A 22,209-nucleotide genomic window follows, 5' to 3' on the forward strand; every position below is an offset into this window, starting at 1 on the left:
CCGAGTCACCGGAGCGAACCCTGTCCTTGGCACATAACGGAAAAACAGCAATGACCCCTGCAGTTGAGACGATTGCCAGCCCCGCCACGTCACCCGCTGTGGCTGCTGGCCTGCCACTGGTGACTGACGACATTCCGACCCGGTCCCAGACCACGCGGATGATCTATTCCCGTCATCGCCGGGCGCTGCGTGATTATGCCCGCACCCTCAGCACCCCGACCGAGCCGTCCTGACCTGCCTATCTGGCCCGGAACCAGCCGGACCGGCCACGACAAAAATCAAACTTTGACATTATTCCGCTGCTTTTCCGGTCTGACGCGCCTGTAGCGCCGCGATTGCCTGCCGGGTCGGGACTGTCAGCTGGTCGGGCAGTTCATCAAAGGCATACCATCGCGGGCCTTCATGCTTTTCCGGCTCCATCAGGGTCGGCTCGCCCTGCCATGATGTGACCAGGTAGACCGGGGCAATCCAGTGATGCCCGCCTATCGCGTCCATCTGCTCCACCAGACACAGCAGGTCATGCGCCTGTATGGTGACGCCAAGCTCTTCTTGAATTTCGCGCTCCGTCGCATGGGCCGTTGTCTCGTACGGCTCAACCTTGCCGCCGGGCAGTCCCCAGCAGCCCGCTTCGGGTGCCCGTAGGCGGCGCAGCAGCAGGATCCGTCCCTCACGGTCGATGATGGCGGCACCACAGCCCACGCGCGGGCCGGTCATGTCGGTCATGTTCGCATCCTTTTCCTGACTCCGTGCTCCATACAGCACGGGGGTGCCCGACGGCACCCCCGCATTCCCTGTCTCAGGGACTGTTCATAAAAAAGCCTCTGGTGAAGCTTTCTTCAAAAAGCTTCGGAGAATGCCGCCTTTTTCAAAAAAGGCGGCGTCCGAAAACTTTCATTATTTATCAAACAGCCTCTTAGCGCGCGGCAGGCGGCCGGGCATTGGCCGTTGCCACGCGCCGCCCCCACGAGATCAGGTCGCTGGTGCAGTCATCACGGTCAATCACGCATTCGATCAGGGTCGGCCCTTCCCGATTCGCCACGGCTGCGGCAATGGCCTTTTCCATTTCGGCGCCCGTGGTGGCCCGGAACCCCTTGCCGTGGCCGTCTTCCGCGTTGAACACGCTCATCAGCCCCGCATAATCCCAGTTCTTGACGTTGTTGTACGGCCCGTCATGAATCTGCACTTCAATGGTGTAGCCACGGTTGTTGATCAGGAAGATGATCACCGGCAGCTTGAGCCGCACCATCTGGGCCACTTCCTGCGCCGTCAGCTGGAACGAACCGTCGCCCACCATGGTCACGATCCGGCGCTCCGGCTCGGCCACGGCGTAGCCAAAGGTGGCGGGTACGGACCAGCCGATATGGCCCCACTGCATTTCCAGCTCCACGCGGGCACCCCGTGGCAGCTTCATCTGCATGACGTTGAACCAGGAATCCCCCGTCTCGGCCAGGACCGTGGTGTTCGATGTCAGCAGGTTCTGGATCTGGCGTGCCATCTCGGCCCGCACCAGTGGCGCATCCGGGCTGGCTACGGCTGCGGGCGCGTGCGGCGCGCTGATGCGGCGGTACTCGACCAGCGTCGCATCCTTTCTGGGCTGGCCCTTCACCCGTTCGATCAGCGCATCAATCACGTCGCGCAGGTGGATGCCATCAAAAGCCTTGCCACCGGCTGCAATATGCCGCCCGTCCAGCAGGGCCACGTTGTCCCCCTTGGGCCATGCGGTCCAGCCAACGGTGGAATAATCATTGAAGACCGGGGTCAGGCACAGCACACCGTCCGACCAGTCGAATATCTGCTGCGCCTTGGGGCTGCTGACATCGCCCCAGTAGGTGCCAATATAGGCCGGGTGGTCCTCGGGGAAGAAGCTCTTGGCCGCTGCCATGGTAGCCACGGCGCAGCCCAGCGCGTCCGCCAGGCGGATGGCGGCGTCCTCACACCCTGCGGCACGCAGGCGGCTGCCCAGCAGTAGCATCGGCTTCTTGCGCGCGCCAATGAAGCTGGCCAGTTCGTCCACCGCCAGCTTCAGCGTCTGGGCATCGGACGGCGCATCGGCCAGGATCGCGCCAACCGGGCCGGGACGCGGGCAGGGCTGGGCGGAAACATTGCAGGCAATCTCGATATAGGCGGGCTTCTTTTCCCGCAATGCCGTGCGGATGGCGTGGTCGATCAGCACCGGCGCGTCGTCTGCCGACGTGATGGACACCGCCGCACAGGTCAGGCGTTTTGCAATTTCAAGCTGGTAGCCGTAATCCGGCGTGCCAATGGTGTGGTGCAGGATATGCCCGCTGCCGTGGTCGTTGGAATTGGGCGCGCCCGAGATCAGGATGACCGGCAGGTTTTCCGCATAGGCACCGCCAATGGCATTGAGCGCGGACAGCGCGCCGACGCTGAACGTCACCACGGCGGCACCCGCCCCATTGGCGCGCGCATAGCCTTCGGCGCTGAAGCCGCAGTTGAGTTCGTTGCAGCAGTAGACCTGCCGCAGGCCCTCGATTTCCAGAAGCTGGTCCAGCAGGACAAGGTTGTAATCGCCCGCGACCGCGAAATGATCCTTCAGCCCGATCTGTGCCAGGCGTTCACCAAGATAATGGCCAACAGTATACGTCATTATTTCGACTTTCCTTCCCTTGTGTGGTGGCGCCCGCGCGCCCTCCCCCCATGGGGGGACCACATGGACGGCCCGTATCCGGGCCGTCATGCCGAAAGGACAGGAGGCCTGCCGGTAAACCCGGCAGCGTCAGCCTACACTTTCGGCAATCCAGTTCCGGCGCTTGGTGGCCTGCCCAATGCCCGGATTGAAACAGTTGCACGGATCAAGCTGGCGGTAATGGGCCAGCACGTCGTCGGGTGCGGCATAGAGATGACCGAAATTATGCTCCGCCGGGTAACGCGCGCCACGTTTGTCCAGCCCCGGCAGCATACGGTGTTCCAGCGCCATGCAGTCATAGCCTTTGCGGACCACATAATCCTGATGCATCACATGGCACAGGAAATGGCCGTAATACAGCTTGACGATAATCTCGTCCTCGATGTCCTTCGGCAGCACCTCGAACCAGTCCTGGTCGTTACGGCGCAGGGCCACGTCCAGCGCCACGATGTTCTCGGTCGTGTCGGTGTGCACGTTACGGTAGCGCACGGCGGCGCCAGCGGCGGCAAAGCGGTGCAGGAAGGCCTTCGATCCCTCATCGGGGGTGCATTCGAAGAAATCCCCCTCATGCGTCGCGAAGTGGCTTTTCAGGAACTCACGCGCTTCCTGTGCACCCGACGCGCTGACCTTGAGCATGAGATGGTGCTCGAAACGGTCACGATAATCGCGCATGCGTGCGGGCAGGTGCCTGGGGAAGAAATGGCTCATGAACTGCATGAACCGGTCACTGAAATGCCTGGGCAGGAAGCCGATCCTGTCCGCCAGACGATCGAACGCATTCTTCATGGCGAACAGGGCGGGCAGGCGCCGGGTGCCGATCATGCGGATGATGACGAACGTGTCCTTGCCGTATTTCTCCGCGATGTTGAACGCATCACGGTGCAGGTATTCACCCGCGATCGGCAGTTCCTTGAAGGATGACAGGATATGGCGGCGCACATCTTCCAGCACATCGGTCTTGTTGGTGCCGATATAGAAGACGACGGGGTTCTTTTCCGCCTCGAACGTATCCAGGCGGACCGCGAACAGCCCGAGCTTGCCCGCGCAGCCGGCCCCTTCGTGCAGGCGGCGCAGGTCGGCATTGTAGCGGGCCGGGGTATCGGCATTCACGTCGCGCACATGGGTGGCATAATCATCATCATGCCCGCGACCGGCATTCCAGTTGATGCTGGCGTCAGGGAAGTTGCCGGCTTCCACCTGCTTCAGGATCGCCTCGGGATCGGAACCGAGCTCGATGCCCAGATGGTTGACCAGTTGCAGTTCGCCCCTGTCCGAAACCTGTGCGAACAGCGCCATGTCGGTATAGGCCGGACCACGGCGCACCAGCGCGCCGCCCGAATTGTTGCTGACCCCGCCAAACACCGACGCCCCGATGCATGAGGAGCCGATAACCGAATGCGGTTCCCGCCCGATGGGGGCCAGCATGCCCTCCAGCTGGTCCAGGGTCGCACCGGGCAGGCAGACAACCTGCCTGCCGCCACCGATCAGGTGGATCGTGCGCATGCGCATGCTGTGCACGATCACGATATCGCGGTCATACGTATCGCCATCAGGCGTGGAACCGCCGGTCAGCCCGGTATTGGCCGCCTGCATGATCACGATCACGCCCGCCTTCACGCAGGCCTGCAGTACGCGCCACTGTTCCACCAGCGAGCCGGGCATGACCACCGCCAGCGCACGCCCCTCACCAAAACGGAAGCCACGGCGATAGGGCAGGGTCGCCCCGTCCTCGGTCAGCACATGGTGGTTGCCCACGATGTGCCGGAGTTCCGTAACCAGTTGTGCGCCCGCAGTAGATGACATGTCCTGTGCCGCTTTCAGCATTCTGTTGTTTATCGGTTCCATTCACGGACAACCCGACCATCCAGATGGCCCTATTTCCGAAATGGTCTGTTGTAATCTGGCATGTTTCGCATCGGACGACGTGCGCATAAAATGCCGATGTCACATGTCCAAACGGAACGGCCCACCAGCCGGTCAGGGCATGGCGGGCCGTTTTCATCACGCCAGGGCTGGTTTACGCCGCCGCCGAGGTCTCGCCAAGGCTGGCCAGCGGCTTCATGAGCAGGTGATTCTGGGAGTAGTCGACCGGCACCGAGATCACGACCGGGCCCTCGACCTCCATGGCTTCACGCAGCGCGCCCGCCACGCCGTCGGCGGAATGGACGGCAATGCCATGCGCACCGCAGGAACGGGCGAACATGGCGAAGTCGATCGGCCCGAAATCCACACCCGAACCACGGCCGTATTTCTTCTTCTCCTGCATCTCGACCATGTTGTAGGCCTGATCGACCCAGACCATGTGGATGAGGTTGCATTTCAGCCGCACCGCCGTTTCCAGTTCCATGCACGACATCATGAAGCCGCCGTCACCGGAAATGGAGATGACCTTCTGCGCCGGGTTGACCAGGCTTGCGGCAATGCCCCACGGCAGGCCGACGCCCATGGTCTGCTGGCCGTTGCTGATCAGCATCTGGCGCGCGCGGAAGGACAGCAGGTAACGCGCCAGCCAGATGTGGAAGGTGCCCATGTCCAGGCACATCGTGACATCGGGGGTGACGAACTGCTCCAGCTCGCGCACGATCTGCAGCGGGTGCACCGCCGTATTGGATGTGCTGCGCGCGCCCGACAGCGCGGACAGGCGGGTGGCGTGGTACTGGCTCAGGATTTCCTCAAGCTGCGGCGCGCGCGGCAGCTTGCCGGCCTGGGCCGCAAGCGCGCGGACGGATGCCGCGATATCGCCAATCAGTTCCACCGCCGGGTCGTAATGCGTATCCAGTTCGGCAGGCACCACATCGACATGGATGATCTTGCGGCCATTATCGACATTCCACAGCCACGGATCATATTCAATGGGGTTGTAGCCGACCGAGATCACCAGATCCGCCTCATGCAGCAGCTGGTCGCCCGGCTGGTTGCGGAACAGGCCCACGCGGCCGCCAAAGCGGTCGGACAGTTCCTGCGAGACGGCACCGGCCGCCTGGTAGGTGCCAATGACCGGCACGCCGGTGGTGGCCACCAGGGCACGCACTGCATCCGACACGTCGGGGCGGCTGGCCAGCAGGCCCAGCAGGATGACCGGACGCTGCGCCTTGCGGATCAGGCCCAGCGCCTCGTTCACGGCCTCGACGGGGGCGGCACCTGGTGTGGGCTGGGGGCGGCCCGCCAGCACCTTGCCTTCCGCCGGCATGGACAGGATATCCATGGGCGTGCTGACAAAGGCGGCACCGGGGCGGCCGCTTTCGGCAAAGCGCAGGGCGTTGGCAATCGCTTCGGATACGGCGGCGGGGGACGTGATTTCCGCGCTGTATTTGGTGATCGGCTGGAACAGGGCAACCGTGTCCATGCTCTGGTGGGTCAGCTTCAGCCGGTCGGCCAGCTTGACCGCGCCACCAATGGCCAGCACCGGGTCCCCTTCGGAATTGGCGGTGGCAAGCCCGGTCACGAAATTCGACGCACCGGGGCCGGAGGTTGCAATGGCAACACCCGCCTTGCCGGTCAGGCGGCCGATGCCACCGGCAATGAAGGCGGCATTCTGCTCGTGACGGGTCACCACCGTCTCGATCGGGCTGTCCACCAGGGCGTCGAACAGGCGGTCCACCTTGGCGCCCGGAATACCGAACACATGGGTGGTGCCGTGTGCCACCAGGTTGCGGACGATCATGTCCGCCCCGCACTCCGGCGCGGCGGATTTGGTCTTGTCAGTCATGTTTCAGGTGTCCTGAACGGTTGGCGCCGCAGCCGGTGGCCGGGCGGGCGGTTGGTCAGGCGGGAAGGGAAGACCCTCAGCCGCCCTCGGCCACGCGAATGGCCTCATGAATGTTTTCGGGGGACAGGTTGGCACGCGCGAACTGCTCGGTACGCGGAAGCTGGATTTCCACATCCGAGATCACGCCGACCTCCAGCCTGCCACGCAGCACGCCATAATCAGTCACATGGCCGCCACGGCGCCCGTCCTCGGTCAGGAAGTGCAGGTGGTAGCCCGCCACGTTCACGCCCTGCATGTAGCCCGGCGTACGGAAGCCCAGCATGGTGCCGGTGGCGGCGCCAAGCTGCATGGTGGGCTGGCGGGCCACCACTTCCAGCATGGGGGGGTAGGGCTTGCACTGGCAGAACACGGTACGCGTCTCGACCCGTTCGAACATGCCGGTAAACCGCACGGCGGCGAACAGGTTGGGATTGTTGACCAGACGGTCGACAATCGCCTCGAAGCCTTCCTTGTCCTGCGCGGTGTCGATCATGTATTCCTTCTCCGGGTTGAAGAAGGTGACGCAGGCGAACGGGGTCCTGAGATCGCCCGGCACGCGGCCCGCCTGCCCGTCGGCACGGAACTGGTGGATCACGCTGTCATTGACGATCATCTCGCCATCCAGGCCGTTGAACGTGCCCAGTCCGAAATTGCCGTGCATCAGCAGTTCATCAAGCGTGGTCTCGCCATCATAGACCGCGTCCAGCAGCGCGGCCATGGTGGATGTCTGGTACAGGCGGTTCATGCGTGGGCGCACGCCAGTCGAATCCGCAGCGCTGGACCGGGTGTCGACATCCCCTACCGAGTAGCATTTCAGCTTCACGACCTCAGTCTCCTGCATCGGGTGGCGATGGCCTTGGCCGCACCGTCTCACCCGCTTATTTGTGATTGCAGGCCGATGGTGCGGCAGCGGTGTCCGTACGTCCAATATATATTAAGGCGTATTTCCATATTGAAAATATATGGAATCAACCCCCATCAGGACAGGCGTGCAGGGCTGGTGCTTGCCCTCGGGCGCACGGGACTGCCATTGTGCCCACCACACGACAATTCAGGATGACCGGATATGAAACCATTCCACATGGCGCTTGCCGCCATCAGCCTGGGCGGGCTTGTCGCGGGCAGCAGCGCCGCCCGTGCCGAAAGCGACCCGAAGCCACCCTACGGCCCCGGCGCCTATACCGGCGCATGGACGGCGCTTGGCCTGAAGCCCGTCACCATTACCGCCAACAAGGCCCTTGGCCCCGCAGCCCGGCTTTACCTGCAGCTGCCGGATTCACTGGGCAAGATCACCGGCCTGACCGGGCGGACCATCGAATTGAAGGTACAGGACGGGACATCGCTGCGCTCGGTCAATGACAGCCCGCGCACCGTCTTCCGCCTGACTTCCCCCAACGCCGCCGACCTGCAGATGCAGGGCGAGAAGCCGGGCCAGAAGCTGGACCTGCCCCTCAGCCGCGCGGACTGAACACGCACGACGCGCCGGCCAGCCGGCATGAAGGGCATGGTACGGTCATGCGCGCCATGCCCCTTCCCGTCGGGCGGCTCAGTCGTGCATGCTGGCCAGCAGGGCGCGCACCCGGCTGCGCAGTTCGTTCTCACGCGGCACGCTGATCGCCTCCCGCAGGCGGCGCATCTGGCGGCGGGCGGCGTAAAGCTGGTCCAGCAGCGAGAGGACAACGGGCATCCCTTCGTCATTGACGCCCATGTCCTCGCGCAGTTCACGGATCAGCCGGGCCCGCGCCTCGTCAATCTCGCGGAACAGGTAGTGTCCGCGCGTGCCCTCGGGCCGAAGCCATTCACTGTCGATCCAGCCCTGCACGTCCTCCACCGGCACGTTGCCGATGCGGATGCACAGGGTCTCGAGCGTGATCATGCCTTCTTCCCCCCCTGCTCCGTGGTGGCGCCCGGGGTCCAGTCCTTCAGGAAGGCCTCAAGCGCCGGGTCCACGGTGCCAATGGTCACCACCAGCCTGACATACAGGTTGCCCGCCTCATGCTTGCCATGGGCCTTGACCCCGCGCCCGCGCAGGCGCAGCACGCTGCCACTGTCGGAATGGGGCGGGACATTCATCTTGACCGAGCCGGCCGGCGTGGGAATGGTTATGCTGCCACCCAGCACCGCCGTCTTCAGGTCCACCGGCAGCGACATGCGGATGTCATTGCCCTCGCGGGTATAGGTCTCGTCCGGCGCCACGGTAATGGTGATCAGCGCGTCACCCGCCGGGCCGCCCTGATGGCCGGGATCACCCTTGCCACGCAGGCGCATGACCTGATCGTTCTCGATACCCGGCGGAATCTTTACATCCAGCTGCGCGCCGCCGGGCAGCGTGATGCGCGAGGTGCCCCCATTGACGGATTCAAGGAAGCTCACGGTCAGCGCGTACTGCCGGTCGGCCCCCTTCTGCGGCCCCTGCGGCCGGCGGCGGAAGCCACCGCCAAAACCCGCGCCGCCGCCGCCCTGACCGAACATGGTGCCGAAGATGTCGCCCAGGTCATCTTCCGAAAACTGGCCGCCACCGTAATTGAAACCCTGCGGCCCCTCGGCATGGTCACGGTAACCGTGCCCGCCGCCATAGAACCCCTTTTCCTGCCCGCTGGCGTCGATCTCGCCCCGGTCATAGCGGGCGCGCTGCGCCTCGTCGGACAGCAGGGCGTTGGCGGCACCCACGGCCTTGAAATTCTCCTCCGCCACCTTGTCACCCGGGTTAAGGTCGGGATGGTACTTCTTGGCCAGCTTGCGGTAGGCCTTGCGTATCTCATCCTGACTGGCCGTGCGCTTCAGGCCGAGTACTTCGTATGGATCCTTGCTCACTTGAAAATCGTTCCTCCGTCAGGAATGGCCGGCCCGCTCTTGCCATGCCCGCCCTGCCCTTAACACCATGAATACGGCCCGGTGGCCACTCTTTCCTCAATAATGGGAAGTGGGAAGGGCAGGGTCAATGAAGGGGCCTGAAATCTTCAGCCCACGCATGGCAGGCAGGTGGAAATAACAAAACGGAGACTTCGGAATAACATTTTTTGTATTTTTATTTGATTGGAAAATGAAGTATTCCCCCAAATCAATAGAAATACAAAAAGACACATTCCTGATGCATGCCGTTTTCATCACCCTTGCATTACTGACCGTAACGGGAATCAGCAGCCTGATCTCCCGCATTGGGCGCATTCCCGTGCCGCTGCCGCTGATCCAGATCGGCGTGGGGGCGATCGCGGCCCTGGCGGGGCTGGATATCGGCTTTGACCCCGACATGTTCCTGCTGCTGTTCATCCCGCCACTGCTCTATGCCGATGCCTACCGCATGCCGATGCGCGAGTTTGGCGAACTGCGCAACGTCATCATCATGATGGCGCTGGGGCTGGTGGTCTTTACCACGCTGGCATGCGGGTATTTCATCCACTGGCTGATCCCGCCCATCATGCTGCCCGCGGCCTTCGCGCTGGCTGCCGTCATGTCGCCCACCGATGCGGTCTCGGTCGGCAGCATGATCGAGGGCGGGCGGGCCCCCGCGCGCGTGGTGCACATCCTGCATGGCGAAGCGCTGCTGAACGACGCATCGGGGCTGGTGTGCTTCAAATTCGCGGTAGCGGCGGCCATGACGGGGCTGTTCTCGTTCCAGCAGGCGCTGGGCAGCTTCATCTTCATGTCGGCGGGCGGCATCGTGATCGGCATCCTCTGCGCGTGGGCGGCCTGCCGGGCGGAGCATGTGCTGCTGACGCGCGGCTATGACGACCCGCCCACCCAGATCATCCTGGCCATGATGCTGCCCTTCGGCATCTACCTGATCGCGGACGCGGTGGAGTGCTCGGGCATCCTGGCCGCCGTGGCGGGCGGCATGACCGTGAAGTTCACCGGGGTGATGCACGAGGCCCGCACCGAAACCCGGCTCAAGGCCACCACCGTGTGGGACATGGTGAACTTCACCTTCAATGCCGTGATTTTCCTGCTACTGGGGCTGCAATTGCCGCAGCTGGTCAGCGGGGGGGCGGCGATCGCGCGGGCGGGCGGGATTTCGCCATGGTTCCTGATCCTGGCAATTCTGGGCATCCAGTTCATGATGAGCCTGATCCGCTTCGTGTGGATCTGGGTCTCGATTTCCGCGCGGCGGCTGTTCGCCCGTTTCCGCCACCGCAAGACGGTCATCCCTTCCGTGCGCACCATCCTGCTCATGACGGTGGCGGGCACGCGCGGGGCGATTACGCTGGCGGCCGTGCTCTCGCTGCCGGTGGCGACACTGGCGGGGCCGGGGTTTCCGGGGCGCGACCTGCTGGTCACGCTGGCGACGGGGGTGATCATAAGCTCGCTGCTGCTGGCAAGCCTTGCCATTCCGCCCCTGCTGCACGGCATGAGCACGGGCGAGGACGATCCCTCCCTGCATGAACTGGACATGATGCGCATCGAACTGGCGCAGACCGCCATAGAGGCGCTGCATGCCGAACAGGCGGCCCTGGCGCATCAGGAAATGGAGGCCCGGCCCGGCAATGAGGAAACGCTGGACCTGAAGCAGGAAGCCGTTGCCCGCCTGCTGCACGAATACCAGGACACGGTGCACAGGCTGGACAATTCCCGCGCGGCAGAAGCCAGCATCCGCGCCGCCGCCATACGCGAAAAACGCACGGAACTGGCGCTGCGCTTCCGTATCATCCGCCATATGCGCGAACGGCTGCACATGCGGGTGGTCCAGAAGCACATCAATGACGAGACCGAATGGACCATCAACCAGGAACTGGACTTCATCGAGCAGGAACTCCAGATCGAGGCGCGCGCCCTGCCCCGTCCCGACAGTCCGCCACAGCCCGCGCCCGGCCCCGCCACCCAGTCCCGCGCCGAATGCATGGCTGAAGCTGTAACAGGCTGACACAAAGGGGCGGTGGCCCCAACATGGGCCACATGTATCCGGGCACCATGAAGGAGGATTCCCATGCCCCCCATCCGCACCCTGCTGGCCGGGCTGGGTCTGGCCATGCTCGCGGCCACCGGCGCCCAGGCCCGCTCCCACCATTTCAATGTGCCCGAGCACCGCCCCCATGCCAATTCACCCTACGGGCATGTCCGCAATTACGAGGCCACGATGGACGAACACGACCCCCGCTACGTGGCAGCCGAGCAGAAATGCGAGACAAAAGGCGCCATGGGCGCGATCACCAGCGCCAACGGGGGCAGCGCGCAGATCTCGGCCGGGGGCAGCCATGTGCAGTTCTTCAGCCAGTGCATGGTGGAACTGGGCGCCTGGCAGACCCGTTACAGCAGCACTGTGGGCGGCAGCCTGAACCAGTAGCCCCCTGCCGCGAAAGCCGCCCATGCGCCGGTCCGCCCACAAGGAACCGGGGGAACACCACCTTTTTTCAAAAAGGCGGCATCCCGAAGTTTTTTACCGTCCGCGCCGGTTCCTTTCCGGCCCATGCGTTCAGTGGCCCGGTGGCGCCATGAATTCCGGCCCGACGGGGTCAGGGATGCAGCGGGTCAGGATGGCATCGATCTCACGCCGGTCTTCCGCACTGAGCTGCCAGCCGGTGGCATCCGCCACCGCCGCGATCTGGTCCGGGCGGCGCGCACCCCACAGGGCAATGGTCGGCCCCTGGTCCAGCACCCAGCGAATCGCCAGCGCCAGCAGCGACTTGCCATGCCGTTCGCGCGCGAAGTCCTGCAGTTCCCGCACCGCCTGCAGGTAATGCGCAAAGCGGGGCGGCTGGAATTTGGGGTCGGCGCTGCGCAGGTCATCGGGGCCGAATTTCGTCTCCGCCGTCATCTTGCCCGACAGCAGCCCCCGGCACAGCGGCCCGTAGGCCAGGATGGCCAGGTCGTGCTGGCGGGCATAGGGCAGGATGTCGTGCTCCATCGCGCGTTCGAACAGGTTGTAGGGCGGCTGCACGGTGGACAGGGGGGCGAATTCCCGGAACGCCTCCATCTGCGCGATGGTGAAGTTGCTTACCCCCAGCGCCAGCACCTTGCCCTCACGCACCAGGTCTTCCAGCGTGCGGGCGGTTTCCTCCATCGGGATGGCGGAATCGGGCCAGTGCACCTGATACAGGTCGATGTAATCGGTGCGCAGGCGGCGCAGTGAATCCTCGATTTCCCGGCGGATGCGCGCCGCCGACGTATTGCGGAAAGGCTTGTGGTCCGCATTCCAGTCCAGCCCGACCTTGGTGGCAATCGCCACCCTGTCGCGCCGGCCGGCCACGGCCTGGCCCACGATTTCCTCCGAATGGCCAAAACCGTACACGGGCGCCGTATCGATCAGCGTGATGCCAAGATCCAGCGCTTCATGAATGGTGGCAACGGCCTGCCGGTCATCCGGCCCGCCCCACATCCACCCGCCAATGGCCCATGTGCCAAGGGCGATACGCGAGACGGGATGCCGGAGGCCACGGATGGTGGTGGTTTCCGTAACGGATGGCTGTGTCATGACTTCTCCCCTTAATTTCGTAACCGGTACGCGGGCATGGTGCGGGCCACGCCGGGGGACATGCTGCCACGCCCCGCGCGCATGACCACCCGCGCTGGCCTGGCTGCTGGCCTGCATGCGGCTCAACCCCCGCCCTCCAACACGAACCCCGTGCAGGCGTTGCGTTTTTTCTGCCCGAACCGGGCGCCGCCCCCTTCCTTACGGCCGGTACGCGCCGTATGGAGGGAACACGCCGCCTGCAATGGAGTGCCGATTTTGCGCAAGATAGCCCTTCTCGTTCCCCTGGCCTGCCTTGCCGCCTGTGCCCACGGGCCGGACAACCATGCATCCCGCGCCACCACCCCGGTGGCGCAGTACGCCACGGGGGCGGGGCCGCTGGCAGTCAACACCCATGTGCCGGATTTCGCCACCCGTAATTACGAACCCTTTACCCGGCAGGATGTCGTGGCCATAGCGCTGCGCGAATGGCGGCTGTTCGGCCAGCCGGTCAATGATGACGACCCTGAACTGCGCCTTGAGCCCACCACCCCCGTAACCAAGCCCGAGCGCACGCCCGGCCTGTGGCAGCGCGTGGGGGAATACTGGTGGATCGGTCAGGACCCGCAGGAGAGCGAGTCCTCGTGGGACGGCAAGCATGACGCGGATGGCCACATAACCGATTTTGTCCATGATGGCCGCTATGCATGGTCGGCGGCGTTCATTTCCTATGTCATGCGGGTGGCCGGGGCGAATGACCGCTTTGCCTATTCCCCCAACCACGCCACCTACATCAATGCCGCGGCAAGCGGGAAGGAAAAGGGGGTAAAGGCACGCAATCCCGCCCGGTACGCGCCAAAGCTGGGCGACCTGATCTGCGTGGGGCGCGGGGCCAGCAAGGCCGTGCGCTTCCGTGACCTGCCAACGGCGCAGGGCTTTCCCGCCCATTGCGGCTTCGTGGTGGCCGGCCCGCATGATGATGCGCCTTTCGGCCACGAAATCAGCATCATCGGCGGCAACATAGATGACGCGGTGGCCCTGACCCATGTGCCGGTGGGGCCGGACGGGCGCCTGTCCGACCGCAGGGGCAACAGCCTGGATTCCCGCTATCCGTGGTGCGCGGTGCTCCAGGTGCGCTACGATGCGGACAGTGAACCGCAGACGGACCGCTAGCCGCCCGCGGGGCATTCCCACACGCTGGCGTCAGCCGCGCGTGCAGGGCAGCCCGGATGCCTGCCAGCCCGCCAGCCTGCCCCGGCCACCGGCGGCATCCGGCGGGCCTTCAAACCCGTCAGCCACATTGAAGACGTTGTGATAGCCCGCGTCATAGGCCGCGTGTGCCGCGGCCATGCTGCGCGCGCCGGAACGGCAGATGAAATAGACCTCATCCGTCTTGCCAATGCCCGCCTGCTCCAGCGTCTTCACGAAATCGGGGTTGACCTGGCCCGCCGGCGGCAGCTGCCAGCTGTCCAGCACCAGCGCCCTGCCCGCACCCGACAGGTCGGGCACGCCGATATGTTCCCATTCCATGGGGGTACGCACATCAACCAGCCAGGCATTGGGGCGGCTGCTGACGGCCTCCCATGTGGCGGTGGGCGAAATATCGTCAATCATCACTGGTTCCTTTCATCGGGAAAACCGGTTTAGGGATATGCCAAGCAATGCGCATTCCTGATAGTAGGGAATGCAACACACCCGGCATGGCCCCATGCCGCCTACTTCTGATCCAGACCAGCGAAGGTGCTGCCTTATGGCCGAAAGTGCAAATCCCGCCTCCTCCCTCTCACCGGACATGCCGGCCGCGATCGGCCATACGCCCCTGATCCGCCTGCGACGGGCATCGGAAGCAACGGGATGCGATATTTACGGCAAGGCGGAATTCATGAACCCCGGCGGCTCGGTCAAGGACCGCGCGGCGCTTGCCATCATCGACGACGCCGAGCGGCGGGGCACGCTCAGGCCCGGCGGCACGATCGTGGAAGGCACGGCGGGCAATACCGGAATCGGCCTGACACTGGTGGCCAATGCACGCGGCTACCGCTCCATCATCGTCATGCCCGAGACCCAGAGCCGGGAGAAGATCGACTTCCTGCGCATGATCGGCGCGGACCTGCGCCTGGTGCCGGCAAAGCCGTTCCGTGATCCGGGCAACTACGTGCATGTCTCGCGCCGCCTGGCGGAAGAGACGGGCGGCGTATGGGCCAACCAGTTCGACAACACCGCCAACCGCGAAGGCCACCGCCACACCACCGCCCCCGAAATCTGGGAACAGACGGGCGGGAAAATCGATGCCTTCACCTGTTCATGCGGCACGGGCGGGACGCTGGCGGGCGTGACACTGGGGCTGGAGGATGCAGCCCGCAGGGCCGGTGTCGCCCGCCCGCGCATCGTGCTGGCCGATCCGGAAGGGTCGGGCCTGTATGGCTGGGTCAAGTCGGGCGACCTGTCGGTCAGCGGGTCCTCCATCACCGAAGGCATCGGCCAGTCCCGCGTGACCGGCAACCTGGAGGGACTGCATTTCGATGATGCCGTGCGCATCCCCGATGCGGAGGCGCTGGAGCAGATCTACAGCCTGCTGATTGACGAAGGGCTGTCCGTTGGCGGGTCGGCGGGCATCAACATTGCCGCCGCCATCCGGGTTGCCCGCGCCATGGGGCCGGGGCACCGCATTGTCACCATCCTGTGCGATGGCGGGGCGCGCTATCAGTCCAAGCTGTTCAACCCCGCCTTCCTGCGGGAACGGAACCTGCCGGTTCCCCGCTGGCTGGCCTGACGCCACACGCCGGATGCGACCGGATTGCAACGGAGTGAAACACCTGCTGTTTCACGCCGTGCAGTGGTGTAGAGTGGTGGAATGAACCCACTGCCGCATATCCTGATCATTGATGATGACCGTGAGATCCGTGACCTGCTGGCACGGTTCCTGGAACGCAACGAATTGCGGGTCACCACGGCGCGTGACGGACACGAAGCCCGCCGCCGCTGGTCGGAAGGGCATTACCAGCTGGTCATCCTTGACCTCATGCTGCCCGGCGAGAGCGGGCTGGACATCTCGCGCTGGCTGCGCACGCAGGCCAACGTACCCATCGTGATGCTGACCGCGATGGGCGATGACACGGACCGGATCATCGGCCTGGAGCTGGGGGCGGATGATTACGTGCCCAAACCCTTCAACCCGCGTGAACTTCTGGCGCGCATCCGCGCCGTGCTGCGCCGGGCCAGCGACACGCCCGACCCGCGCAGCGTGCCGGTGTTGCATACGCTGCGCTTCGCGGGGTGGATGCTCGATACCGGGCGGCGGCGGCTGCTCAACCCCGACGGGGTCGAGGTCCCGCTGACCGGCGGCGAATACGACCTGCTGCTGGCCCTTCTGGAACGTGCGAACCGCGTGATGACGCGCGACATGCTGTTCGACCTGCTGCGCGGACGGCAGGCCGGCCCCTTCGACCGTGCGATCGACGTGGCGATAAGCCGCCTGCGCCGCAAGCTGGAAGATAACGGGCGCAATGCCCAGCTGATCAAGACCGTACGTGGCGGTGGCTATGTACTGGCGGCGGAAGTCGAGCGTCTCTGAGCGCGCCATGCCCTCCGAATCCCGGCCCTCCTTCCTGTTCACGCCCGCCCCGCAGGCAGCCGAGGCCCCACCGGGCTGGTGGCAGCGCCTGATGCGGCGCCTGCTGCCCCAGTCCCTGGCGGCGCGTACCACGCTGCTGCTCATGGGGGGGCTGGGCGTGATACAGGTGGTCGGGCTGACCATCCATGCCATGGACCGCTTCGACTTTGACCAGCGCATGATCCATGAACAGGCCCGCAGCAAGGTTTTCACCTATTACCGCGCCATTGTTGAAACCGCGCCCGAGGACCGGGCACGCGAACTGGCGGCCCTGCATCTGCCCGAAGGGGTCAGCATTACCCTGACCCCCGGCCCCGAACCGGACATGGTCAATGGCCTGGCGCTTGCCCCCCACCCCCAGCCCCACATGCACGGCCCCGATGACTGGAATGGCCGCCCGAACGGGGGCATGGGCGGCGGATTCGGCCCCGAGGGACACCACTTTGGCGAAGAGGGCGGCCCCGGCCCCAGGGGCTTCCGCTGGGGGGGCAGGCCCGGTGGACCGGACGGCCCCGGCGAGGGCGATGGCGGCATGGGGCCACTGCCCCAGTCGCTGCGGCCCGAGCAGGTCATGGTCTCACCCGGTACGGGGCGGCACCGCACGGTCGCCTTCCTGCTGCCCGATGAACGGCGCTGGGTCACGATCCATTACATCCTGCCCCGGCCCAGCCTGTTCCGTTCCCCCACCTTTCCCATAGCCTTCCTGATCATGACATACGCGGGCGGGGTCCTGATCCTGTGGGGCGTGCGCCGGCTGATCGCCCCCGTCAGCACCCTTGCCGCCGCTGCCGAGGAACTGGGCCGCAACGTCAACGCACCGCCCATGCCCGAAGACGGGCCGCGTGAAGTCGCCCGCGCCGCCCATGCCTTCAACACCATGGCGCACCGCATCCGCCGCTACCTGACCGATCGCACGCTCATGCTCACCGCGATCGGCCATGACCTGCGCACGCCCATCACGCGGCTGAAGCTGCGGGCGGAATTCGTCGAGGATGACGAGATGCGGGCCAGGATGCTCAGCGACCTGGATGAACTGGAAGCCATGGTGGCGGCCACACTCGCCTTTGGCCGCGATGCCTCCCAGCGTGAACCGATGGGCCAGGTCAACCTGACCGCCCTGCTGCAGACCATTGCCGATGAAACCACCGAGACCTGCCCCGCGCTGGAAGGCAAGGTCACGTTCTCATCCGAAATGCCTGACGTGCTGGTGCGCGCCCGGCCGGTGGCGCTGAAGCGCGCATTGGGCAATCTGGTGAGCAATGCGGTCAAATATGCCGGGGGGGCCAGGATCATCCTGCTCCCCCCCCATCGTGGCGCGGGCGATGACGCGGATGAATACAGGGTCACCATCCTGATCGAGGATGAAGGCCCCGGCCTGCCGACCGAGGACCTGGAGCGCATGTTCGACCCGTTTGTCCGCGCCGAACAGAGCCGCAACCGCGAAACGGGGGGCACGGGGCTGGGACTGTCGATCTCGCGCAACATCATATGGGGACTGGGTGGCGATATCCGGCTAGGCAACCGCCATCCGCATGGACTACGTGTGACTGTCACACTTGTCTGCTAAGGTCCGATTCCAGTACGGACAATTCAGGATATAGCGCTCAATGCCGGACAGAACACACCGCTATCAGGTCTCGCTTCTATGGACCGGAAACGGCGGCAACGACGAGGCTTCCCGGCAGGCCCCCCAACGCAGCTACGAACTGCACTGCCCCGGCAGGCCGGTCATCGACGGCTCGGCGGCGCCAGCCTTCCGCGGGGACGCACAGAAATGGAATCCCGAAAAACTGCTGCTTGGCGCGCTGTGCGCCGACCATCAACTCTGGTTCATCCATCTGTGCACGGCGATGGGAATCGGCATCCTTTCCTATGCCGACCATGCGGAGGCCCTTCTGGAGGAATTCGAGGATGGTTCCTTCTCCTTCACCCAGGTCATCCTGCGGCCCCACGCCGCCCTTTCCACCGCGCACGACATCCAGCAGGTGATCGACCTGCATCAGGATGCGGCCATGCGCAGCTGCATCGCGCGCTCGGTCAGCTTTCCCGTGCTGTGCGAGCCACGGGTAACAGGCGCGCAATAAGCGCTTGCCGCCAGCAGGTGACAGTGGCATTGCCCGATAATGCTTGATCGCCTGTACGCCCGCATCATTGGCCTGGCCGCCAGCCCGCATGCCGTCATCTGGCTGGCGGTCATCGCCTTTGCGGAAGCCAGCGTCTTCCCCCTGCCGCCCGACATCATGCTGGTGCCCATGGTGCTGACATGCAGGGCGCGCGCGTTCCGCCTTGCCGCCATCTGCACACTGGCCAGCGTGTGCGGGGCGGTTCTGGGGTGGTGCATCGGCGCATTCCTGCTGGAATATGCCGCCATGCCCATAGTGCGGTTCTATCATGCCGAACATACATTGCTGACATTGCAGGACCGCTTTCGCGAATGGGGCATCTGGATCATCCTGATCAAGGGGCTGACCCCCATCCCGTTCAAATTCGTCACCATCGCCAGCGGGGCCGCGCATCTGCCGCTGATGCCGTTCCTTATGGCCTGCGCCATTACGCGCGGGGCGCGGTTCTTCCTGCTGGCCGCGCTGCTGCGCCGCTTCGGCGCGCCAATCCAGGCCTTTATCGAACGCAGGCTGCCCCTGGTGGCGGGCATGGTGGCCGTGGCCATCATTGTCGGGATCGTGGCGCTCAGATACATCTGACAGGGTTCCCGCGCCCGGAGGCGGGGCATGCGGCAGTATTCGGGCGGGACCGGGCGTGATATGACGGGTCCTGTCGTAAGTTTGTCCTGCGCGCGCCCCATGGCCCGGCAGGGCCGGGATGCCAATGGGTGGGAGAGCACAGTTCATGCCGCAGCAGGTTGCCGTCATTACCGGAGCGGGCGCGGGGATCGGCCGCGCCACCGCACGCACACTTGCCCGCGCCGGGTGCGATGTCGCCCTTGTCGGCCGCAACCGTGACCGGCTGGGGGATGCGGCGGCGGAACTGCGCGAGCTGAATGTACGCACCCATATCGTGTGCGTGGACGTGGCCGACGCCGCCGCCATGGACCAGGCGGCGGAGGACATCGAGGAAAAACTCGGCCCCATCACGCTATGGGTCAACTGTGCCGGGGCAAGCGTGACCGGACAGGTCGCAGCATTGGAAGCCGATGAGATCCGCCGCGCCACGGATGTCACCTATCTTGGCACGGTCAACGGCACGCGGGCCGCCCTGACCCGCATGCGCCGGCGTGGCCATGGCACGATTGTCAACCTGGACCGGCTGGCCAGCCTGCGGCCGCCGCCACTGCAGGCGGTGGAAAATGGCGCCCGCGCGGCAGTCCGGGCCTTTTCCGAAAGCATCCGCCCCGAAATCCTGCATGATGGCGACCGGATCCATATCGCGCTGGTGCACCTGCCCGCCATCAACACCCCCCGCTTTTCATGGACGCGCAACCATACCGGCAAGCGCCTGAAACCGACGGGGCCGGTCTACGAGCCTGAAATCGCGGCCGAAGCCATCTGCCGCGCCGCCTTCAGCCAGCAGGGTGACATCTGGGTTGGCCTGTCTGGCGTACGCAACTGGATGCTGGCCACCTTCCTGCCCGGCCTGTCGGATAGCTGGCTGGCGGGCAGGGGCTATGCACGGCAGATGGAAAAGACGCCGGTTGAGGGGAATGAACCCGATGACCTGTACGAAACCGTACCCGGTGCCTATGCCGCCCACGGCCGCTTTGACATGGTCACACGCAAGGCCATGCCGCTGCTGCTGACCACACGCCATGCCCAGCTTGCCACGCTGATGGGGTTCGTGGGCGTGCTCCTGCTGGCGCTGCGCCGCAGGCGGGGATAACCCCGCGGCGACAGGCCCGGACCGGCCCTGCCGGTTGCCCACATCATGGCCCGCCCCGTCATGGGGCGGCGCGCGCCCGTCCGGTCCCGGTCTCCTGATTTCCCTTATATAAGCTGACATTTTACCTGCCAGCAGGCAGCATCCCGCCCCCCGGCTTCAGGGGGCGGAAGACAGCCCGCCGACACAGTATCGGCGCGGCGGCCGGAACCGGCCACCGGATTATGGCCGGTACTTTTCCCCAAAAAACAGCATCGATCATGCCGCTGGAGAATGCATGCCCGCATTTTGCGAGCAGCATTGCGATGAATTGTTACATATGTTACCGATCGAAATGTTTTGATATAAATTGCAATTTAAAGGCAGGATAAATGACTGACTATGCAAGCATCGGCGATTCTTCTGGTAACAAGATAGAGACAAGCTATTCAACCCTGAATAACTATACGGTATCTGGAAGCAACCATTTTGTTTCTGCCAGCACGGAACAGGGAATAGATCACAATACCATTTCAGTAACACCTGATTCACAGGGCACCAGTACCAGCACAGGACCAACACCCAGCAGCTATACCTTCCAGAGCGTTGACAACCAGGGCGGCCTGCAGGTCACTGCCGATATCAACGGTACCATGACCGATATGGGCATCTACCAGCAGATCGGCTTTTCCAACACCGATGCCATGTGGCTGTCAGACGGCTCAACCGGCGCATGCTACCTGCTGTCCGCAACACCCCTTACCCCCAATGCCGATGGTTCCTATAACAGCGTAACGCTGGGCGCGAACGGAACACAGGGCAATTTTGTCGGGGGCACCACCGCCTGCTTTGTGGACGGGACCCTCATCCGTACACCCGCAGGTGACGTTCCGGTGGAAACGCTGATGGCGGGCGACAGGGTTGTGACCGCATCGGGCGCCGTCCGGCCTGTCCGCTGGGTTGGGCAGAGCCTGCTCCACTGTGCCGCGCGCGCCAGCGGCACCCATGAAAGCTGGCCCGTGCGCATCGCGGCCCACGCCTTCGCGCCCGGCCGGCCCGAACGCGACCTGCTGGTCTCGCCCGGTCATGGCATTGCCGTCACGGTCATGGATGAAGTGCTGGTACCCGCTTTCCAGCTGGTCAATGGCACAACCATTACACAGGTACCGTGCGACAGGGTCAGTTACCGCCATATCGAACTGGACAGTCATGACCTGCTGATTTCCAATGGCCTGCCCAGCGAAAGCTATATGGATGTCGGCAATCGCGCCGCCTTTGCCATCGGCTTCGGGCGGGTTGACCCCGAACGCACGCCCGCAACGCTTGCGGACTATGCCCGCCCCTTCATTGACGGTGGCCCGGTCATTGACGCCATCCGCAGCCGCCTGACCGCGCGGGCGCAGGCCATGGGCTGGAAATGGGCGGAGCACGACATGGACCCGCATCTGGTGGTTGACGGCCGGCGGATCGATGCCACCCGTGTGGAGGGTGGCGTGCAGTTCCGCTTTCCCGCCACGGCGCGCAGCGCCTGCCTGGTTTCAGAGACCTTCGTCCCCGCCAACGGGTCGGACTGTCATGATCACCGCACGCTGGGCCTTTCGGTCAGCGGCCTGTATGTCCATGACGGCCTGCATGCTGAAACACGGATTGACCTTGATCACGCCGCGCTTGCCCCCGGCTTCCATTCCGAGGAAGCGGATGACGGCGTGCACTGGCGCTGGACACGGGGCACCCTGACGCTGTCCCCCAGCCTGTGGGCGGAATGCGCCACGGATGTGATGCTGCGCATTGACTGCACCTATACGATGCGGCGCTGGATGGCGCCCGCCGGAACGGTGGAAACAGGCATCGCACACGTAGCCTGAGCGCATCCCCCCCCCGCCCATGGGCAGGGGGCCGACGGCAGCCCGGCGGCGATGCGCCCGCGCCAGCGGTCCGTACCGCCACCGGGTGCCGATAACCGATACCGATGTGGCCGCAATATGGCGCGCCATGCCCGACGGGCCTGG

The 22,209-nt window shown here is 64.7% G+C and carries 21 protein-coding genes; 12 read left to right on the top strand and 9 right to left on the bottom strand.

What is annotated here, in order from left to right:
* Nucleotides 1–50 precede the first annotated feature (50 nt).
* Nucleotides 51–233 (top strand): hypothetical protein, encoded by a 183-nt coding sequence (locus CFR78_RS07885; RefSeq protein WP_034933611.1) that lies wholly within the window; start codon nt 51–53, stop codon nt 231–233.
* Between the two features lie 58 nt (nt 234–291).
* Here CFR78_RS07885 and CFR78_RS07890 read toward each other — a convergent pair whose 3' ends face one another.
* The 5 genes from CFR78_RS07890 to budA all read right to left on the bottom strand — a co-directional run bounded on the left by CFR78_RS07890 (nt 292) and on the right by budA (nt 7,236).
* On the bottom strand, nt 292–723 hold the full coding sequence (locus CFR78_RS07890; RefSeq protein WP_034933613.1) for an NUDIX domain-containing protein: 432 nt from the start codon (nt 721–723) through the stop codon (nt 292–294).
* A gap of 190 nt (nt 724–913) precedes the next feature.
* Nucleotides 914–2,608, bottom strand: coding sequence for an alpha-keto acid decarboxylase family protein (locus CFR78_RS07895; protein ID WP_007397706.1), 1,695 nt, complete (start codon nt 2,606–2,608; stop codon nt 914–916).
* Nucleotides 2,609–2,737: 129 nt separating this feature from the next.
* A complete protein-coding gene (dld, locus tag CFR78_RS07900) occupies nt 2,738–4,471 on the bottom strand; it encodes a D-lactate dehydrogenase (protein WP_034933616.1) in 1,734 nt (577 codons plus the stop codon).
* Nucleotides 4,472–4,664: 193 nt separating this feature from the next.
* Nucleotides 4,665–6,356 carry an acetolactate synthase AlsS gene (gene alsS, locus CFR78_RS07905; RefSeq protein ID WP_034933619.1) on the bottom strand — a complete coding sequence of 564 codons (1,692 nt, stop codon included), beginning with the start codon at nt 6,354–6,356 and terminating at the stop codon, nt 4,665–4,667.
* A 76-nt stretch (nt 6,357–6,432) separates the two neighbouring features.
* The gene (gene budA, locus CFR78_RS07910) at nt 6,433–7,236 is read right to left on the bottom strand and encodes an acetolactate decarboxylase (RefSeq protein WP_007397703.1); all 804 of its coding nucleotides are present in this window, start codon (nt 7,234–7,236) and stop codon (nt 6,433–6,435) included.
* 225 nt (nt 7,237–7,461) lie between these two features.
* Here budA and CFR78_RS07915 point away from each other — a divergent pair, with 225 nt between their 5' ends.
* Nucleotides 7,462–7,863 carry a hypothetical protein gene (locus tag CFR78_RS07915; RefSeq protein ID WP_007397701.1) on the top strand — a complete coding sequence of 134 codons (402 nt, stop codon included), beginning with the start codon at nt 7,462–7,464 and terminating at the stop codon, nt 7,861–7,863.
* 78 nt (nt 7,864–7,941) lie between these two features.
* On the opposite strand, the gene CFR78_RS07920 is transcribed toward CFR78_RS07915, so the two are convergent.
* Both CFR78_RS07920 and CFR78_RS07925 read right to left on the bottom strand, forming a co-directional pair.
* On the bottom strand, nt 7,942–8,271 hold the full coding sequence (locus CFR78_RS07920; protein WP_007397700.1) for a chaperone modulator CbpM: 330 nt from the start codon (nt 8,269–8,271) through the stop codon (nt 7,942–7,944).
* Nucleotides 8,268–9,209, bottom strand: coding sequence for a DnaJ C-terminal domain-containing protein (locus CFR78_RS07925; RefSeq protein ID WP_007397699.1), 942 nt, complete (start codon nt 9,207–9,209; stop codon nt 8,268–8,270). Before CFR78_RS07925 ends, CFR78_RS07920 begins: the two co-directional genes overlap by 4 nt.
* A gap of 277 nt (nt 9,210–9,486) precedes the next feature.
* On the opposite strand from CFR78_RS07925, the gene CFR78_RS07935 reads away from it, so the two are divergent.
* Both CFR78_RS07935 and CFR78_RS07940 read left to right on the top strand, forming a co-directional pair.
* Nucleotides 9,487–11,253: a Na+/H+ antiporter gene (locus tag CFR78_RS07935; protein WP_034933626.1), complete on the top strand. Its 1,767-nt coding sequence runs from the start codon at nt 9,487–9,489 to the stop codon at nt 11,251–11,253.
* A 63-nt stretch (nt 11,254–11,316) separates the two neighbouring features.
* Entirely contained in the window at nt 11,317–11,673 is a 357-nt protein-coding gene (locus CFR78_RS07940) for a hypothetical protein (RefSeq protein ID WP_007397696.1), read from the top strand.
* Nucleotides 11,674–11,802: 129 nt separating this feature from the next.
* Here the strand turns inward: CFR78_RS07940 and CFR78_RS07945 are convergent, their stop codons facing one another.
* On the bottom strand, nt 11,803–12,801 hold the full coding sequence (locus CFR78_RS07945; protein ID WP_007397695.1) for an aldo/keto reductase: 999 nt from the start codon (nt 12,799–12,801) through the stop codon (nt 11,803–11,805).
* A gap of 255 nt (nt 12,802–13,056) precedes the next feature.
* Between CFR78_RS07945 and CFR78_RS07950 the strand changes: the two genes are divergently transcribed.
* Nucleotides 13,057–13,950, top strand: a complete 894-nt coding sequence (locus tag CFR78_RS07950) for a DUF2272 domain-containing protein (protein ID WP_084149835.1) — start codon at nt 13,057–13,059, stop codon at nt 13,948–13,950.
* A gap of 30 nt (nt 13,951–13,980) precedes the next feature.
* On the opposite strand, the gene CFR78_RS07955 is transcribed toward CFR78_RS07950, so the two are convergent.
* Nucleotides 13,981–14,391, bottom strand: a complete 411-nt coding sequence (locus CFR78_RS07955) for a rhodanese-like domain-containing protein (protein ID WP_034933630.1) — start codon at nt 14,389–14,391, stop codon at nt 13,981–13,983.
* A gap of 136 nt (nt 14,392–14,527) precedes the next feature.
* On the opposite strand from CFR78_RS07955, the gene CFR78_RS07960 reads away from it, so the two are divergent.
* From CFR78_RS07960 to CFR78_RS07990, 7 genes are all read left to right on the top strand, one after another.
* The gene (locus tag CFR78_RS07960; RefSeq protein ID WP_034933632.1) at nt 14,528–15,550 is read left to right on the top strand and encodes a cysteine synthase A; all 1,023 of its coding nucleotides are present in this window, start codon (nt 14,528–14,530) and stop codon (nt 15,548–15,550) included.
* Nucleotides 15,551–15,631: 81 nt separating this feature from the next.
* Nucleotides 15,632–16,351: a response regulator gene (locus CFR78_RS07965; RefSeq protein WP_007397691.1), complete on the top strand. Its 720-nt coding sequence runs from the start codon at nt 15,632–15,634 to the stop codon at nt 16,349–16,351.
* A gap of 7 nt (nt 16,352–16,358) precedes the next feature.
* Nucleotides 16,359–17,957 (top strand): ATP-binding protein, encoded by a 1,599-nt coding sequence (locus CFR78_RS07970; RefSeq protein ID WP_110581068.1) that lies wholly within the window; start codon nt 16,359–16,361, stop codon nt 17,955–17,957.
* Nucleotides 17,958–17,997: 40 nt separating this feature from the next.
* Nucleotides 17,998–18,474, top strand: a complete 477-nt coding sequence (locus CFR78_RS07975) for an OsmC family protein (RefSeq protein ID WP_034933641.1) — start codon at nt 17,998–18,000, stop codon at nt 18,472–18,474.
* A 39-nt stretch (nt 18,475–18,513) separates the two neighbouring features.
* A complete protein-coding gene (locus tag CFR78_RS07980; RefSeq protein ID WP_034933643.1) occupies nt 18,514–19,092 on the top strand; it encodes a YqaA family protein in 579 nt (192 codons plus the stop codon).
* A gap of 145 nt (nt 19,093–19,237) precedes the next feature.
* The gene (locus CFR78_RS07985; RefSeq protein WP_034933646.1) at nt 19,238–20,224 is read left to right on the top strand and encodes an SDR family oxidoreductase; all 987 of its coding nucleotides are present in this window, start codon (nt 19,238–19,240) and stop codon (nt 20,222–20,224) included.
* Between the two features lie 368 nt (nt 20,225–20,592).
* Nucleotides 20,593–22,065, top strand: coding sequence for a Hint domain-containing protein (locus tag CFR78_RS07990; RefSeq protein WP_051672184.1), 1,473 nt, complete (start codon nt 20,593–20,595; stop codon nt 22,063–22,065).
* Nucleotides 22,066–22,209: the final 144 nt, after the last annotated feature.

The sequence above is a fragment of the Komagataeibacter rhaeticus genome (assembly GCF_003207855.1).
Lineage (GTDB): Bacteria > Pseudomonadota > Alphaproteobacteria > Acetobacterales > Acetobacteraceae > Komagataeibacter > Komagataeibacter rhaeticus.